Genomic DNA, 15,627 nt, shown 5'->3' on the forward strand with positions numbered 1-15,627 from the left:
GCTGGGTCGTCGGTCCTGGAACGGATGACGACACAGTATTCGGACGGGTTCCCCGGCGGTGCCTCAGGCGTGGGTGAGTGCGGTGCTCCGGGCGGCCAGGGCGTGCCGGAGCAGCTCGGCGCGCTCGGCCGGGTCGGTGCTGCCGAGCAGCGCGGCCAGGACGGCGATCCGGGACTGCCCGGCCCGCAGCGTGCCGGTCGGTGCGGCGCCCGCGGCGACCAGGTCGACCGCGCCGCCGTGGGTGTAGATCTCGGTGACCGGACCGGACTGCACCCGGGTGGTCAGCGCGACCAGCACGCCCCGGGCGGTGGCGGCGGCGACCGCCTCGACGAACTCGGGGGTGGCGTTGCCCGCGCCGGTGGCGACCAGCACGATGCCCTGCGCACCGGCGGCCACGGCGGCCTCGAACAGCACCGGGTCGGCGTCCGAGTGGTGCATCACCATGTCCACCCGGGGCGGCGCGGTGTCGGCGGCGGGGAGCGCGAGCGGGGTCGGGCGCTCGGGCTGACGGATGATCAGGGCGCGGCCGAAGCCGACGTCGCCGAGCCGGTCGCCGGAGGGGTCGGCGAAGGCGTTCGGGGCCACGGTCTGGGTCTTCACGGTGCCCCGGGCGGCGTGCACCTCGCCGTCGAAGACGACCAGTACGCCCAGGCCGCGCGCGGTGGCGGCGGTCAGCAGGGCGTCGTGCAGGTTGCCGGGCCCGTCGCCGTCGGCGGCGTCCAGCGGGAGCTGCGCGCCGGTCAGCACCACCGGGCGCTGGTCGCGGTGGTGCAGGTCGAGCAGGAAGGCCGACTCCTCCAGGGTGTCGGTGCCGTGGGTCACCACGATGCCGTCCACCCCCGGGTCCTGGAACACCCGGTGCACGGTCTGCAGCAGTTCCAGCTGGTGACGGCTGGTCAGCCGGGGGCTGTTCACGCTGAACAGGTCGACCACCTCGACGGTGACGCCCTCGGGGACGGCGGCGGTCGCCATCACCTCGCTGCCGTCGGCGTCGGCGGCGAAGCCCGCGCCCTGCCAGCGGCTGGCTATGGTCCCGCCGGTGCTGATCACGACGATCCGTGCCATGGGTGCCTCCTGCAAGGGGAACAGCCCGGCACCGACTGTTTGCCGGGGCCGGGCTGTCTGTTGGTCTCCGCGGGTGGCGGAACGCTCACCAGCAAGAATAGGCGAGAAGGTGCGCAATGCGATCGCGAATTCTTGCCAGAGGTGACATGGAGTGGGCAATATGATCGCGTGATGGATCAGATCGACAGGGATATCTTGCGCGAGCTCCAGCGCGACGGGCGGCTGAGCAACCAGGAGCTGGCCCAGCGGGTCGGGCTGACGCCCTCGCCGTGCATGCGCCGGGTCCGCCAGCTGGAGCAGGACGGGGTGATCCAGGGCTACCGCGCGGTGATCGACCCAGCGGCGGTCGGCCGCAGCTTCGAGGTGCTGGTCTCGGTCGAGGTCCGCCGCGAGCGCGAGGCGGTCGAGGCCTTCGAGGCCGCGCTCCAGGAGATCCCCGACGTGATCGAGGCGTACCGGCTGTTCGGCAGCCCCGGCTGCCTGCTGCGGATCGCGGTCGAGGACCTGAAGGCGTACGAGCGGCTCTGGATCGAGCGGCTGACCACCCTGGCCGGGGTCACCGAGGTCAACTCGCAGATCATCATGAAGCGGGTGAAGGAGCCGAGCGGCCTACCGGTCGGCGGCTGACGGCCGGCGGCCGTCCACCTCGATCTCGATCCGGTTGCCAGAAGCGGTACCCGCGGTGCGGTTGGAGGTCCGCGAGCTGAGCACGGCGCCGCAGGTGGCCGCGTTGCAGCCGACCCGGTGTCAGGCCGGGCGGGTGATGGCGAAGGCGCGGGCGGGGTTGGTCTCGAAGCACGACTTGGCGGTGTCGGCGCCGAGTTCGCGCTCGATCCGGGGGCGGAGGACGCCCGGGAGGTAGGGCAGTCCGGGGCCCTCTCCGCTGGTGGCGCGGGCGGCGGCCGTGGTGGTGTCGCCGCCGATCAGCAGGCGGTCGGCGTGGCCGGCTTCGGCGAGGGCGGCCAGGCAGTCGAGCAGGCGCCAGTCGGTGGGGTGGTGGGCGCGGGAGGGGCCGTCGAAGGCGAGGTAGGCGCCGGCCTCGGCGGCCCGCAGGTGGGTGCGGGTGTCCGGTGCCCGGTTGAGGTGACCGAGGATCACCCGGTCGGCGGGGACGCCGAGTTCGGTGCAGAGCAGGTCGAGGGTCTCCGGCGCGCCGGTGCCCAGTTCCAGGTGGACGCCGATCGGGGCACCGGTGAGGTGGTGGGCCTCGGCGGCGGCCGTGAACACCTGTCGGGCGTGCGGGTCGAGGCGGTGGAAGCCGCCCGCCACCTTGATCATCCCGGCCCGGACCAGCCCGTTCGAACCGTGGATGCCCTCGGTCAGGTCGGCGATGAACCGCCGGGCCAGCCGGGGGAGCAGCCGGTCCAGGAACTCCGGTGCGTAGTGGGCGGCTTGGTGCAGCCCGGTGGCGGCTATCAGGTGCACCCCGGTGACCCGGGAGAGCATCGGCAGCAGGTCCGCCCGGCGGCCGAGGCCGACCGGGGTCCACTGCGCGAGCGCCCCGCCGCCCGCCGTGGCGAACGCGCGCAGTTCCGCCTCGGCGGCGCTGGCGCTGTCCATCTCCTGGCCGGGCAGCCGGGGCGTCCGCAGGAACAGGTGGTCGTGCGCGTCGACCACGCCGAGCGAGGCCGGGTCGACATCCCCGAGGACCGTACGGACTAAGGCCGGACCGCTCACGCGTTGCTCCAGGCGGACGGGCCCAGCAGAGTCTTGACCTCGGAGGCGAAGGCGCCGTTGTCGGGGTTGACCAGGAAGCCGAGCTCGTACAGGACGTTCTTGTCGCGGCCGGTGGTGAGCAGCCGGACCGGGACGTCGCCCGGGTGGGAGCGCAGGGTGGTCTTGAACTCGGCGATCATCTCCGGGTTCACCCGGCCGGTGGGGACGGTGATCAGGATCGGCGGCTTGCCGCCGTGCTCGGCGGAGGAGATGTCCAGGCTGGTGATCTCCTGGCCGAAGATGCTGAGCGAGCCGTCGCGTTCGTTCAGCCGGCCGCGCACCGCGATCACGTTGTCCTCGACCATCTGGTCGGACATCAGGTTGTAGGCGGCGGGGAAGAACAGCACCTCGACCGATCCGTCCCGGTCCGCCAGCGTGATGATCGCCCAGGCGTTGCCCGCCTTGTTGATCCGGCGGTCCACGGCGGTGACCAGTCCGGCGAGCCGGACCTCGCCCTCGGTGCGGCCGGAGCCGAGCAGTTCGGCGATCGAGACGTCGCGGTTGCGGGAGAGGATGTGCTCGGCGCCGTCCAGCGGGTGGCTGGAGACGTACAGGCCGAGCATCTCCCGCTCCAGGCTGAGGAGTTGCTTGCGCGGCCACTCCCGGTCGGAGAGCTCGAAGTCCAGGCCGATGGTCGGCACGTCCTCGCCGGTGTCCATCGCGCCGAACAGGTCGTCCTGGCCGATCGCCTGCTGCTTCTTCACGCCGGTGACCGCGTCGATCGCGTTCTCGTGCACGGTGGTCAGCGAGAGCCGGGTGTGGCCGAGCGAGTCGAAGGCGCCGGCCTTGATCAGCGAGTCGACGGTGCGCTTGTTGCAGACCACCAGCTCGACCTTGTCCAGGAAGTCGGCGAAGGAGGAGTACTTCCCCTTCTCCTTCCGGGTCCGCACCAGCGAGTCGATCACGTTGGTGCCGACGTTGCGGACGGCCTTGAGGCCGAACCGGACGTCGGTGCCGACGGCGGTGAAGTCCTCCACCGACTCGTTGACGTCGGGGGAGAGGATCTTGATGCCCATCGACCGGCACTCGGCCAGGTAGACGGCCATCTTGTCCTTGTCGTCCGCGACCGAGGTCAGCAGGGCGGCCATGTACTCGGCGGGGTAGTTCGCCTTCAGGTAGGCGGTCTGGTACGAGACCAGGCCGTACGCGGCCGAGTGCGATTTGTTGAACGCGTAGCCGGCGAACGGCACCAGCACGTCCCAGACGGCCTGGATCGCCTCGTCGGAGTACCCGCGCTCCTTGCAGCCCGCGTGGAAGGGGACGAACTCCTTCTCCAGGACCTCCTTCTTCTTCTTGCCCATCGCGCGGCGGAGCAGGTCGGCCTGTCCGAGGCTGTAGCCGGCCAGCACCTGGGCGGCTCGCTGCACCTGCTCCTGATAGACGATCAGACCGTAGGTGGGGCCGAGCACCTCGGCGAGCGGGGCCTCCAGCTCGGGGTGGATCGGGATGATCTCCTGCTGGGCGTTCTTGCGCAGCGCGTAGTTGGTGTGCGAGTTCATGCCCATCGGGCCCGGGCGGTACAGCGCCGAGACGGCGGAGATGTCGGCGAACTCGGTCGGCTTCATCAGCTTGAGCAGCGCCCGCATGGGCCCGCCGTCGAGCTGGAACACGCCCAGGGTGTCACCGCGGGCGAGGAGTTGATACGTGGTCGGGTCGTCCAGCGCGATCTTCTCGATGTCCACGTCGATGCCGCGGTTGGACTTCACGATCTTGATGCAGTGGTCGATGATGCCCAGGTTCCGCAGACCCAGGAAGTCCATCTTGATCAGACCCATGGCTTCGCACGACGGGTAGTCGAAGCCGGTGATGATCACGCCGTCCTTGTCCCGCTTGTGCAGCGGGATCAGTTCCAGCAGCGGGGTCGAGGAGAGGATCACGGCCGCCGCGTGCACACCGGTGCCGCGGATCAGGCCCTCGATGCCGAGGCCGGTGTCGATGATCTTCTTGACGTCCGGCTCGTTCGCGTAGAGCGAGCGGATCTCGGTGCCCTCGTTGTAGCGCGGGTGCTTCTCGTTGAACAGGTCGGCCAGCGGCACGCCCTTGCCCATCACGTCCGGCGGCATCGCCTTGGTGATCCGGTCGCCCATCGCGAACGGGTAGCCGAGGATGCGGTTGGCGTCCTTCACGGCCGCCTTGGCCTTGATGGTGCCGAAGGTGTTCACCTGGGCGGTGTACGCCTCGCCGTACTTGTCGGTGACGTAGCGCACCATCTGGTCGCGCTGGCGGTCGTCGAAGTCGATGTCGACGTCCGGGGGGTTGATGCGCTCGGGGTTCAGGAACCGCTCGAAGAGGAGATCGTGCTCCAGCGGGTCCAGCTCGGTGATCCGGGTCAGGTACGAGACCATCGAGCCGGCCGCCGAACCACGGCCCGGGCCGACCGGGATGCCGTTGTCGCGGGCGTACTGGCAGATGTCCGCGACCACGAGGAAGTACGCGTCGAAGCCCATCGGGGAGATGACGCCCATCTCCAGCTCGATCCGGTCCAGCACCTCCTGGCTCGGGTTGTCGCCGTAGCGGTGCTGCAGACCGGCCTTGATCTTCTGGCGCAGGAACGACGCCTGGGTCTCGCCCTCGGGCACGTCGAACTGCGGCATCCGGTCGACGTAGTTGAAGACCTCGTCGTAGGACTCGATCCGGTCGGCGATCTCCAGCGTGTTGCGGCACGCCTCCGGCAGCTCGGTGAAGAGCGCGCGCATCTCCTCCGGCGTCTTGATGTAGTAGCCGCTGCCGTTGAACTTGAAGCGGTTCGGGTCGTCCTTGTTCTTGCCCACGCCGACGCAGAGCAGGCTGTCGTGGGCGTCGGCCTGATCGGCCGTCACGTAGTGCGAGTCGTTGGTGGCCAGCAGCGGGATGTCCAGCTGCTTGGCCAGGCGCAGCAGTCCGTCCCGGACGTCCCGCTCGATGGACAGGTCGTGGTCCATCAGCTCCAGGAAGTAGTTCTCCCGGCCGAAGATCTGCTGGTAGGCGTCGGCGGCCTTGACCGCCTCCTCGTACTGGCCCAGCCGCAGCCGGGTCTGCACCTCGCCGGACGGGCAGCCGGTGGTGGCGATGATCCCCGTGGCGTTCGCGGCGATCAGCTCGCGGTCCATCCGGGGCTTCATGTAGTAGCCCTCCATCGACGCGAGCGAGGAGAGCTTGAAGAGGTTGCGCAGCCCGGTGGCGTTCTGCGCCCACATGGTCATGTGGGTGTACCGGCCACCACCCGAGACGTCCTTGCCGCCCTCGCCGTCCGCGCTCACCTGACGCTGGCCGCCGGGCGCCCAGAACACCGGCTTCTTCTCGAACCGCGAGCCCGGGGCGACGTACGCCTCGATGCCGATGATCGGCTTCACCGAGGTCTTCTTCGAGGTCTGGAAGAACTCGTACGCGCCGAACATGTTGCCGTGGTCGCTCATCGCGATCGCGGGCATGCCCTGCCGCTCCGCTTCCGCGAACAGCTTGCCGTTCTTCGCTGCTCCGTCCAGCATCGAGAACTCGGTGTGGACATGCAGGTGAACAAAGCTGTCGGCCACGGTGGGACGGCTCCTCAGGCTCGAAGGAAGGCTCCACCCTAGCCCCTGAACAGAGGTCCGTTCAGCACCGCAGGTCACTTGGGAGCGCCGTGTGCAGAGCTGCCACGAAGGCCGCCACGGCCGGGTGCCGGGCCGCTCCGGCGCGGTACGCGGTCCGGGTCCGGCGGGCCATCGGGAGCCTGCTGAGGGCCACGCCGAGGGGCGCGTCGGCCACTCCCAGCTGGGGGACCAGAGCCACTCCCTGGCCCGCCGCGACGAGCGCCAGAACCGTGCCGAAATCGTCGATCTGGTGTCGGATCCGGGGGGTGTAACCCGTCGCCTGGCAGGCCCGGACGGCCATCGAGTGGCAGAGCGTGCCGTGCGGCGCGACGATCCACGGCGAATCCCGGTGGTCGGCGATCGTCCCGGGCGCCGGGGCCGCCAGGTACATCGCCTCGGTGAACAGCGACTCGGTGGCCAGGCCGGGCGCCGGTTCGGCCGGCACGAAGTCGTACTCGTGCACCAGCGCGACGTCCAGCTCGCCGGAGCGGAGCAGCGCCGACACCTCCGCCGGGTCCACCTCGGTGACCATCGGCTCCAGGCCCGGGTGCTCCCGGCCGAGCGCGGCGAGGGCGGCCGGGATGATCGCCCGGGCCGCCGAGGGGTAGGTGCCGATCCGCAGCGGGCCGGCCAGCCCGCTTCTGGCGTCGGCCAGTTCGGCCCCGGCCTGCTCCAGCCGTTCCAGTACGGCCTCCGCGTGCCGGACCAGGTTCCGCCCGGCGGGGGTGAGCGCGACCCGGCGGCCGGTCCGCTCCAGCAGCGGGACCCCGGCCTCCCGTTCCAGCACCGAGAGCTGCTGCGAGACGGCGGACGGGCTGAAGGCGAGCGACTCGGCGACGGCGGCGATGGTGCCGCGGTGGGCGAGTTCACGGAGCAGCCGCAGGCGGCGGACGTCGAGCATAAGCAGAGCTTACGAGAACCGTCGGAGATCTGAACTGGACCTGCACAGCAGGCAGGCGGCAGGCTCGTCGGCATGGAACTGCACGGAATCCACGTACCGCTGATCACCCCGTTCGAGGCGGACGGCACCCTCGCCGTCGAGGCCCTGGCCGGGCTGGCCCGGCAGGCGCTGGCCGACGGCGCGGCCGGGCTGGTCGCCCTGGGCACCACCGCCGAGGTGGCCACCCTGGACGAGGCCGAGCGGCACACCGTGGTCGAGGTGTGCGCCAAGGCCGCCGCCGAGTACGGCGCGACCCTCACCGTCGGCACCGGCGGCAACGACACCCGGCGCACCGTCGAGGCGCTGGCCGGACTGGCCGGGGTCGCCGACGCCGCACTGGTCACCGTGCCCGCCTTCACCCGGCCCGGCGAGGCCGGGGCGCTGGCACACTTCGAGCAGCTGGCCGCCGGGAGCCCGGTGCCGCTGATCGTCTATCACATCCCGTACCGGACCGGTCAGGCGCTGAGCGCCGCCGCGCTGCGCCGGATCGGCGCCCTGCCGAACGTCGCCGGGGTCAAGTACGCGGCCGGCGGGATCGACCAGGAGACCGTCGCGCTGCTGGCCGACCTGCCGCCGGAGTTCGCGGTCATGGCCGGGGACGACCCCTTCCTCGCCCCGCTGCTCGCGCTCGGCGCGACCGGCGGCATCCTGGCCTCGGCCCACCTGGCCACCGCCCGGTTCGTCGAGTTCGCCGAGGGCCGGGGGTCGCGCGAGCTGGGCCACCGCCTGGCGCAGCTCTCGATCGCGGCCTTCGCCGAGCCCAACCCGACCGTGATCAAGGGCGTCCTGCACGCCCAGGGCCGCATCCCCACCCCGGACGTCCGCCTCCCGCTGCTGCCCGCAGGCCGGGAGTCGGTGGCCGCCGCGCTCACGGTGCTGGCGGAACTGACGGGCTGACAGCCGGGCCCGGGCGGATTCTTCCCTCCCGACCGGCCCGGCACCGGCGAATCGCGGGTGGCCGGTGGCGGCGGCCGCCGGATTTCCGTCCGGCGCCGCCGACGGCCGGTCCACCGCCCGTTCACCCACTGGAATGCCGTACCGCCCGCCCCACCCGACCAGGCATGATGGGCGGAGTGTGCGGATTCTGATCGAGCACAACACAGGAGGAGTAACCCGATGAAGATCGGCATCGTGGGCGCCACCGGCCAGGTCGGTGGAGTGGTGCGCAGCATTCTGGCGGAGCGTGAGTTCCCCGTGACGGAGCTGCGGCTGTTCGCCTCGGCCCGGTCGGCGGGCAAGACGCTGCCCTGGCAGGACGGCGAGGTCACCGTCGAGGACGCGGAGACCGCCGACTACTCCGGCCTGGACATCGTGATCTTCTCCGCCGGTGGTTCGACCTCCAAGGCGCTGGCCCCCAAGGTCGCCGCCGCCGGTGCGGTCGTGATCGACAACTCCTCGGCCTGGCGCCGCGACCCCGAGGTCCCGCTGGTGGTCTCCGAGGTCAACCCGGACGCCATCGCGAACCGCCCCAAGGGCATCATCGCCAACCCGAACTGCACCACGATGGCCGCCATGCCGGTGCTGCGCCCGCTGCACGACGAGGCCGGGCTGCTCGCGCTGGTCGCCACCACCTACCAGGCCGTCTCCGGCTCCGGCCTGGCCGGTGTCGCCGAGCTGCACCGGCAGGCCTGCGAGATCGCCGAGCAGGCCGACCAGCTGGCCTTCGACGGCGAGGCCGTCAAGGCCACCGACCCGGGCGTGTACCAGCGGCCGATCGCCTTCAACGTGGTCCCGCTCGCGGGCAACCTGGTGGACGACGGCTCGTTCGAGACCGACGAGGAGCAGAAGCTCCGCAACGAGTCCCGCAAGATCCTGGAGATCCCCGACCTCAAGGTCTCCGGCACCTGCGTGCGCGTCCCGGTCTTCTCCGGCCACTCGCTCCAGGTGAACGCCCGGTTCGCCAACCCGATCAGCGTCGAGCGCGCGTACGAGCTGCTCGCCAAGGCCCCGGGCGTCGAGCTGTCCGAGATCCCGACCCCGCTCCAGGCGGCCGGCAAGGACCCCTCGTACGTCGGCCGGATCCGGGTGGACGAGACGGTGGAGAACGGCCTCGCGCTGTTCCTCTCCAACGACAACCTGCGCAAGGGCGCCGCGCTGAACGCGGTGCAGATCGCCGAGCTGGTCGCGGCCGAGCTGGCCTCGAAGGCCTGACGCCCCGTCCGGCCCTGCCGGTCAGCCCACGACGCTGACCGGCAGGGCCGGCGAGACCGCGTCCCCGGTCCACTTGTCACCGGGGGCGTACCACTGGAAGTCGCCCGGCCCGGTGGCCGGCGCCTGGGCGGTGACCGCCCCGGAGGCGTCCGAGAACGAGGTCGCCACCGTGCTCCACAGCGTGCTGCCGCTCGGCCGGAACTGCAGGTGCGCCGTGCCGCTCTGGTAGCCGCAGTAGGTGTGGGTGTCCCAACACGACCTGGCCAGCGCGCCGGTGACCGTCAACTCCTGCCCCGGCTCCGCCTGTTGGGGCACGCCCGCACCGGTCATCCGGGCCGCGCGCTTGAGCGAGAAGCCCGCCGCGGTCTGGTTCGCGTACCCGTCCCCGTCGTTGGCCCGCACCTTGAGGTCGACGAACCAGGTGCCCGCCTCGTCGTTGAAGACCTGCTGCCGCTCGGGCTCGATGGTGACCGTGCCCCGGCACACCGAGCTCGGCCCGTCCGCCGTACAGCTCAGCGGGCTCACCTCGAGCACCCCGTAGTTCGGCCCCCACACCCCGATCGGGCCGATCCCGGCGATCCCCGAGTCGTCCCGCGCGGTCACCACCAGCGGCACCGTCACCGCCTGCACCGGGCCGAGCAGGATCGGCCGCCCGTCGTTCACGGTGACCGAGGTCACCGAGGTGTCGCCCCCGGAGCTGTCGGTCGTGATGGTCGGGGTCAGCAGCACGGCTCCCGCCGCCAGGACGGTGACGCCGCACAGCGCCGCAGTGATCTTCCGCATGATGCGTTCCAGTATCGCCGGGCCGGAGCGGGCCGGGTGGGACGGAACGGTTCACCCGCCGATCGGGGGGTAAAGAGTGCCCACCGGCGGTGCTCGCCCTGACCGCCGGGACGTCGGCGGCCGTGCGGGCCCCCACATCGTTTCCCCGCGCGGTGCGGCCCTCCGGAGGGAAGTGGTGTGGAGTGGACCGGTGCGTCGTCCTGGTGGACGCGGGATACCTGCTGGGTGCGGCGGCCAACCTGCTGGCGGGGGACCCCGTCCGGGCCCGGCTGACGGTGGATCACGCCGCGCTGGCCACCGCACTGGCCGAACGGGCCGAGGCGGAGACCGGGCTGCCGCTGCTGCGGATCTACTGGTTCGACGCCGCCCCCGACCGGCGCTCGCTGCCCGAACACCGTCGGCTGCGCACGCTGCCCCGGGTCACCGTCCGGCTCGGCGCGCTCACCCGGGCCGAGGGCCGCTGGGTGCAGAAGGGCGTGGACGCCGCGATGCACGCCGAGCTCACGGAGCTGGCCCACAACCGGGCCTGCGCCGACCTGGTGCTGCTCAGCGGCGACGGCGACCTGCTGCCCGGCATGGTCTGCGCCAAGGAACACGGCGTCGTGGTCCACCTCTGGGCGGTCCAGCCGGTGGACGGCGACTTCAACCAGTCCGAGGACCTGGTCGCCGAGGCGGACGAACGGCGGGTGCTGGACCGCGCCTTCGTCGAACGCTGGGCCCAGCTCCGGGAGACCGGCCCGGCCCCCGTACCGGCGGTGCGCACCCCCGAGCTCCGGGTCGTCCCCACCCCCAGGGACCTGGCCACCCGCCCCGCCCCCACCGTCCCGCCCGCCCTGGTGCTGCGCTGGTCCTCCCCCCGGCTCACCCCCGCCCCGCCCACCCTGGCCGAGATCACCAGCCCCGAACAGCGCTGGGCCGACCGGGAGGAGGACAGCGCCGCCGTCCCCGGCGACGCCCGGCAGGTCGGCGCGGTGTTCGCCCGCCGCTGGCTGTCCCGGCTGCACCGGGACACCGAACTGCTCCCGCTCTGGGCCGACCACCCGCGCATCCCGCACCGGCTGGACGCCGAACTGCTGCGCTACGCCGCCCGGTTCGGTCTGCTCGCGGCCAAGGACGACCAGATCGACGAGGAGGACAGATACGCCATCCGGGCGGGCTTCTGGCAGGCCTTCGCCGACCGGGTCCCCCGCCCTGACCTGGCGGTCGCCCAGGAGTGAGCAGGCTCGCCGGAGCCGAATCAACCCCCTTGTCCGGTTCCTCCGGGCCAGCGCGTAGAGTCTTCGACCGTGAGCGACACCGACCGGCGGGCACCACAGCCCAGGCCGCAAGGCGACCTCGGCGGTCCCGGCCACCACCCTGCCGGGCAGTGCTGCACCGTACGAGACCTTGCCAAGACCTACCGCAGCAAGGACGGCGAGATCCGGGCCAACGACGGCATCGTGCTGGACATCCGACGCGGCGAGGTCTTCGGCCTGCTCGGACCCAACGGCGCGGGCAAGTCCACCCTGGTCCGCCAGCTCACCGGGCTGCTCCGGCCGGACCGGGGCTCGATCGACATCCTCGGGCACGACATCGTCCGGCACCCCGAGCGGGCCGCCCGGCTGCTCGGCTACCTGGGCCAGGAGTCGACCGCGCTGGACGAACTCACCGTCGCGATGGCCGCCGAGACCACCGGACGGCTGCGCGGCCTGACCCGGGCCGAGGCCCGTCGGGCGAGCGCCGAGGTGCTCGACGAACTCGGGCTGACCGCGATCGCCGCCCGCCCGCTCGCCAAGCTCTCCGGCGGCCAGCGCCGACTGGCCTGCTTCGCCGCCGTGCTGGTGGGGGAGCGGCCGCTGCTGGTGCTGGACGAACCCACCAGCGGGATGGACCCGGTGGCCCGCCGGGCCGTCTGGTCCGCGCTCGACCGGCGCCGGGCCGAGCACGGCACCACCGTGCTGCTGGTCACCCACAACGTGATCGAGGCGGAGACCGTACTCGACCGGGTCGCGGTGGTGGACGAGGGCCGGATCATCGCCTGCGACACCCCCGGCGGCCTCAAGGCCCTGGTCGACGGCGACGTCCGGCTCGACCTGGTCTGGCGCACCGACGCCCCGCTGCACGTCCCGGCCGTCGCCCGGCTGGCCGAGCGGGCGGTCCGCTCGGGCCGCCGCTGGACCGTCCGGACCAGTCCCGACGAGGCCCGCGAACTGGTCGCCGCCGTCACCACGGGCCCCGCCTTCGCGGCGCTGGACGACTTCACCCTGGCCACCCCGAGCCTGGAGGACGCGTACCTCAAGCTCGGCGGCCGGCACGAGGGGCTGGCGAAGTGAGCCCCACTCAGATCCGGAAGGCCGACCCGGTGGTCCTGCTCGACCCGCCCCTGGCACCCGCCGCCCCGGCACCGGCCGCCGCGCCGCTCGCCCCGGCTGCCAGGCTGCTGCCCTCACTGGCCGCCGTCTACCGGGCCCAGCTGGCCCGGGCCCGGGTGGCCCGGATCCCGCTGCTGTTCGTGGCGACCTTCCAGTCGCTCGGCATCCTGCTGATGATGCGCGGCGTGGTCGACCCCGGGGACGTCCCGGCCGCCCGTTCGGTGGTGGCCGGCTCCAGCGTCCTGGTGGTCGCCTTCGTGGCGCTCAACCTGCTGGCCCAGTACTTCGGCCGGCTGCGCGCCACCGGCGGCCTGGACCACTACGCGACCCTGCCGGTCCGGCCGGCCGCCGTGGTGCTCGGTGCGGCCGCCGCGTACGCCTCCTTCACCGTGCCAGGCGCGCTGGTCACCGCCGGGGTCGGGGCCTGGATGTTCTCGCTCCCGTTCGGCCACCTCTGGGTGCTGCTCGCGGTCGTCCCGCTCGCGGGCGCGGCGCTGGCGGGCATCGGCGCGGCCTGCGGGCTGCTGGCGCCCCGTCAGGAGATCGCCACCCTGCTCGGCCAGCTCGGCATGTCGGCGGCGCTGCTGCTCGGCGTGCTGCCGGTGGGTCAGCTGCCCGGTTTCATCCGGCTGCTGCGTGACCTGCTGCCCTCCACGTACGGGGTGGAGGCCTTCGCGGAGAGCTTCGCCACCGCCCCGGACTGGGCCTCGGTGTTTGGCGACCTGACGGTCTGCGGCGCGGTCGGCCTGGTCTCACTGGCGATCGCCACCTGGGCCTACCGCCGGGCCGCCACCCGCTGAGACCCCCGGGTGTTCGACCCCCGAGCCGCCAGTCGTGAAACGATGGGCCGGTGACCGTACCGAACACTCCTGCGGATTCCGCCCCCGAGCCGCCCGAGGCCCCCGGCGCGGCGTACCCCGCGCAGCCGGACCCGTACCTGCCGCCGCCGATGCCCGCCCGCGAACGGCGTCCGCTCGGGCCCGAGCTGCGGATCGGCGCACTGACCACCCTGGCCGGGGTGGCGGCCGGGGCACTGGTCGGCCTGCTCTGGCTGTGGCTGGCACCGCGGGTCATGCTGGTGGCCGCCAGCGACGCGATCCGGTACGTCGACCCCGAGGGCGAGCAGCGGGCCGGCGCCGACGGCACCTTCGCCCTGCTGGCGCTGGCCGCCGGCGCGCTCTCGGCCCTGGTCGCCTTCCTGCTGACCCGCCGTCGCGGCGGCGGCATCGCCGTCGCGGGCGGCCTGACGGTCGGCGGCCTGGCCGGCTCCCTGCTGGCCTGGCAGCTCGGCACCCGGCTGGGCCCCGGCACCGACGTGATCGCCAACGCCAAGAAGGCCGGCCAGGGCGTCGAGTTCAGCGCGGCCCTCGAACTGGGCGCCCACGGCGCCCTGCTGGTCTGGCCGATGACCGCGATGGTCGTCCTGCTCGCCCTCTCGGCCGCCTTCGGCAAACGCGAACAGGACCCCCCGCCGTACTGGGCCGGCCCCCAATGGCAGCAGCCGCAGGGCTAGAGGCACCACCAGGGGCTCGGGGAACTGCGACGCCGACCTCGAAAAAGGTGATCCGTGCGTAATTGGTCAGGCACTTTTGCAGTGATGCCCGCCAGCCACGAACCGTCGCCGTTCCCCGAGCCCCTGGACCGTAACCCGGAGCGCCCCGCAAAAGGCACAGGTCCGCCCGGGTGAACCCCGTGGCCGGTCGGTCGGGTGTGAGTGGACGGTCCGGGGCGGGGTGGGCAGGGTGGGCTCCAGCCCCGTCGACCACTGACCTGGAGGACCCCATGCTCGGCACCGACTTCCGTACCGGGTCGCCCAACTGGCTGGACCTCGGAAGCCCCGACGTCGATGCCGCCGCCGCGTTCTACGGTGCGGCCTTCGGCTGGCAGTTCGTCTCCGCCGGTCCGGACACCGGCGGCTACGGGTTCTTCCAGCTCGGTGGGAAGACCGTCGCCGCGCTCGGGCCGCTCACCGAGCAGGGGGCGAGCTCCGCCTGGATGGTGCACTTCAGCACCGAGGACGTCCGAGCCACCGTGGCGGCCGTCACGGCGGGCGGCGGAACGGTCCGGATGGAGCCCATGGACGTGATGGGCGAAGGCTGGCTGGCGCAGGTGACCGACCCGCAGGGGGCCGAGTTCGCGCTCTGGCAGCCGGGCCGGACCGCGGGTCTCGGGCTGACCTCCGCGCCGAACTCGCTGCTCTGGGTCGAGCTGCACGTACCGGACCCGGTCGCCGACATCGGCTTCTACCAGGGACTCTTCGGCTGGCGCAGCCAGGACATGGCGGCGCCCGGGATGACCTACCGGGTGCTGAGCGTGCGGGACGGCGACCAGCAGGACGCCTCCTTCGGCGGTGCGGCCCCGCTGGGCGGCGGCGCGGGCGGCGGGAACGAGCGGCCCCGCTGGGTGCCGTACTTCCACGCGGAGGACGTCGAGGCCATCGTCACGGCGGCCACGGCGAACGGTGGATCGGTGCTGATGCCGGCGGTGGACGTGCCGGAGGTCGGCCGGATCGCTTGGCTCACCGACCCCTTCGGGGCGGTGTTCGCGCTGCTCAAGCCCAATCCGCAGATGTGACGGTCAGCGGCCGATCGGGGCGACCGTGGCCGTGGTCAGGGTGACGAGGTCGGCGGGGGAGAGCTCGACCTCCAGGCCCCGGCGACCGGCCGAGACGTAGACCGTCGGGTGCTCCAGCGCGCTCGCGTCGACGACGGTCCGGAGCGGGCGCCGCTGGCCGAGCGGTGAGATGCCGCCCAGCACGTAGCCGCTGCTGCGTTCGGCCGCCGCCGGGTCGGCCATCGCCGCCCGCTTGCCGCCGACCGCCTGGGCCAGGGCCTTGAGGTCGAGCTGCCCGGAGACCGGCACCACCCCGACCGTCAGCTTGCCGTCGACCTCGGCGACCAGGGTCTTGAACACCCGCTCGCCCGCGATGCCGAGCAGCTCCGCCGCCTCCCCACCGTACGAGGCGGCGGCCGGGTCGTGCTGGTACGCGTGCACGGTGAACGCCACCCCGGCCGTCTCCAGGGCGACCGTCGCGGGCGTACCGCCACCACCACGTTGCTTCTTCGCCATC

General features: G+C 72.5%; 14 protein-coding genes. 8 read left to right on the plus strand and 6 right to left on the minus strand.

The features are described 5' to 3' along the window. Positions 1–63 precede the first annotated feature (63 nt). Positions 64–1,065 (minus strand): asparaginase, encoded by a 1,002-nt coding sequence (locus F4556_RS28030; protein ID WP_184920858.1) that lies wholly within the window; start codon positions 1,063–1,065, stop codon positions 64–66. A gap of 171 nt (positions 1,066–1,236) precedes the next feature. Between F4556_RS28030 and F4556_RS28035 the strand changes: the two genes are divergently transcribed. After that, positions 1,237–1,692 carry an Lrp/AsnC family transcriptional regulator gene (locus tag F4556_RS28035; RefSeq protein ID WP_184920860.1) on the plus strand — a complete coding sequence of 152 codons (456 nt, stop codon included), beginning with the start codon at positions 1,237–1,239 and terminating at the stop codon, positions 1,690–1,692. 120 nt (positions 1,693–1,812) lie between these two features. On the opposite strand, the gene F4556_RS28040 is transcribed toward F4556_RS28035, so the two are convergent. The 3 genes from F4556_RS28040 to F4556_RS28050 form a co-directional block, all read right to left on the minus strand. Continuing rightward, positions 1,813–2,742 (minus strand): phosphotriesterase family protein, encoded by a 930-nt coding sequence (locus F4556_RS28040; RefSeq protein ID WP_313068728.1) that lies wholly within the window; start codon positions 2,740–2,742, stop codon positions 1,813–1,815. After that, complete coding sequence (dnaE, locus tag F4556_RS28045) at positions 2,739–6,293, minus strand: DNA polymerase III subunit alpha (protein WP_184920861.1); 3,555 nt, start codon at positions 6,291–6,293, stop codon at positions 2,739–2,741. Before dnaE ends, F4556_RS28040 begins: the two co-directional genes overlap by 4 nt. A gap of 61 nt (positions 6,294–6,354) precedes the next feature. Continuing rightward, positions 6,355–7,233 (minus strand): LysR family transcriptional regulator, encoded by an 879-nt coding sequence (locus F4556_RS28050; RefSeq protein WP_184920864.1) that lies wholly within the window; start codon positions 7,231–7,233, stop codon positions 6,355–6,357. A gap of 72 nt (positions 7,234–7,305) precedes the next feature. Between F4556_RS28050 and F4556_RS28055 the strand changes: the two genes are divergently transcribed. Continuing rightward, complete coding sequence (locus F4556_RS28055) at positions 7,306–8,169, plus strand: dihydrodipicolinate synthase family protein (protein WP_184920866.1); 864 nt, start codon at positions 7,306–7,308, stop codon at positions 8,167–8,169. A gap of 219 nt (positions 8,170–8,388) precedes the next feature. After that, positions 8,389–9,423, plus strand: coding sequence for an aspartate-semialdehyde dehydrogenase (locus F4556_RS28060; protein WP_184920873.1), 1,035 nt, complete (start codon positions 8,389–8,391; stop codon positions 9,421–9,423). Positions 9,424–9,444: 21 nt separating this feature from the next. Here the strand turns inward: F4556_RS28060 and F4556_RS28065 are convergent, their stop codons facing one another. Then, a complete protein-coding gene (locus F4556_RS28065; RefSeq protein ID WP_184920875.1) occupies positions 9,445–10,206 on the minus strand; it encodes a hypothetical protein in 762 nt (253 codons plus the stop codon). Positions 10,207–10,388: 182 nt separating this feature from the next. Here F4556_RS28065 and F4556_RS28070 point away from each other — a divergent pair, with 182 nt between their 5' ends. From F4556_RS28070 to F4556_RS28090, 5 genes are all read left to right on the plus strand, one after another. Continuing rightward, entirely contained in the window at positions 10,389–11,423 is a 1,035-nt protein-coding gene (locus F4556_RS28070; RefSeq protein WP_184920877.1) for an NYN domain-containing protein, read from the plus strand. Between the two features lie 201 nt (positions 11,424–11,624). Further along, positions 11,625–12,518 (plus strand): ABC transporter ATP-binding protein, encoded by an 894-nt coding sequence (locus tag F4556_RS28075; RefSeq protein ID WP_313069268.1) that lies wholly within the window; start codon positions 11,625–11,627, stop codon positions 12,516–12,518. After that, positions 12,515–13,357 (plus strand): ABC transporter permease, encoded by an 843-nt coding sequence (locus F4556_RS28080; protein ID WP_184920881.1) that lies wholly within the window; start codon positions 12,515–12,517, stop codon positions 13,355–13,357. The genes F4556_RS28075 and F4556_RS28080 overlap by 4 nt, the downstream gene beginning before the upstream one ends. Before the next feature lie 50 nt (positions 13,358–13,407). Next, positions 13,408–14,070 carry a DUF2567 domain-containing protein gene (locus F4556_RS28085; RefSeq protein WP_184920883.1) on the plus strand — a complete coding sequence of 221 codons (663 nt, stop codon included), beginning with the start codon at positions 13,408–13,410 and terminating at the stop codon, positions 14,068–14,070. A gap of 269 nt (positions 14,071–14,339) precedes the next feature. Next, the gene (locus tag F4556_RS28090) at positions 14,340–15,131 is read left to right on the plus strand and encodes a VOC family protein (RefSeq protein ID WP_184920885.1); all 792 of its coding nucleotides are present in this window, start codon (positions 14,340–14,342) and stop codon (positions 15,129–15,131) included. A gap of 3 nt (positions 15,132–15,134) precedes the next feature. Here F4556_RS28090 and ybaK read toward each other — a convergent pair whose 3' ends face one another. Then, entirely contained in the window at positions 15,135–15,626 is a 492-nt protein-coding gene (ybaK, locus tag F4556_RS28095) for a Cys-tRNA(Pro) deacylase (RefSeq protein ID WP_184920892.1), read from the minus strand. Position 15,627 lies beyond the last annotated feature (1 nt).

It is taken from the genome of Kitasatospora gansuensis (assembly GCF_014203705.1).
In the GTDB taxonomy this organism is placed as follows: domain Bacteria; phylum Actinomycetota; class Actinomycetes; order Streptomycetales; family Streptomycetaceae; genus Kitasatospora; species Kitasatospora gansuensis.

Excerpts from the sequence above, each read along its gene's own strand:
- F4556_RS28030 (WP_184920858.1), bottom strand. The coding sequence starts at position 1,065 with ATGGCACGGATCGTCGTGATCAGCACCGGCGGGACCATAGCCAGCCGC.
- F4556_RS28035 (WP_184920860.1), top strand. The coding sequence starts at position 1,237 with ATGGATCAGATCGACAGGGATATCTTGCGCGAGCTCCAGCGCGACGGG.
- F4556_RS28050 (WP_184920864.1), bottom strand. The coding sequence starts at position 7,233 with ATGCTCGACGTCCGCCGCCTGCGGCTGCTCCGTGAACTCGCCCACCGC.
- F4556_RS28055 (WP_184920866.1), top strand. The coding sequence starts at position 7,306 with ATGGAACTGCACGGAATCCACGTACCGCTGATCACCCCGTTCGAGGCG.
- F4556_RS28060 (WP_184920873.1), top strand. The coding sequence starts at position 8,389 with ATGAAGATCGGCATCGTGGGCGCCACCGGCCAGGTCGGTGGAGTGGTG.
- F4556_RS28065 (WP_184920875.1), bottom strand. The coding sequence starts at position 10,206 with ATGCGGAAGATCACTGCGGCGCTGTGCGGCGTCACCGTCCTGGCGGCG.
- F4556_RS28090 (WP_184920885.1), top strand. The coding sequence starts at position 14,340 with ATGCTCGGCACCGACTTCCGTACCGGGTCGCCCAACTGGCTGGACCTC.
- ybaK (WP_184920892.1), bottom strand. The coding sequence starts at position 15,626 with ATGGCGAAGAAGCAACGTGGTGGTGGCGGTACGCCCGCGACGGTCGCC.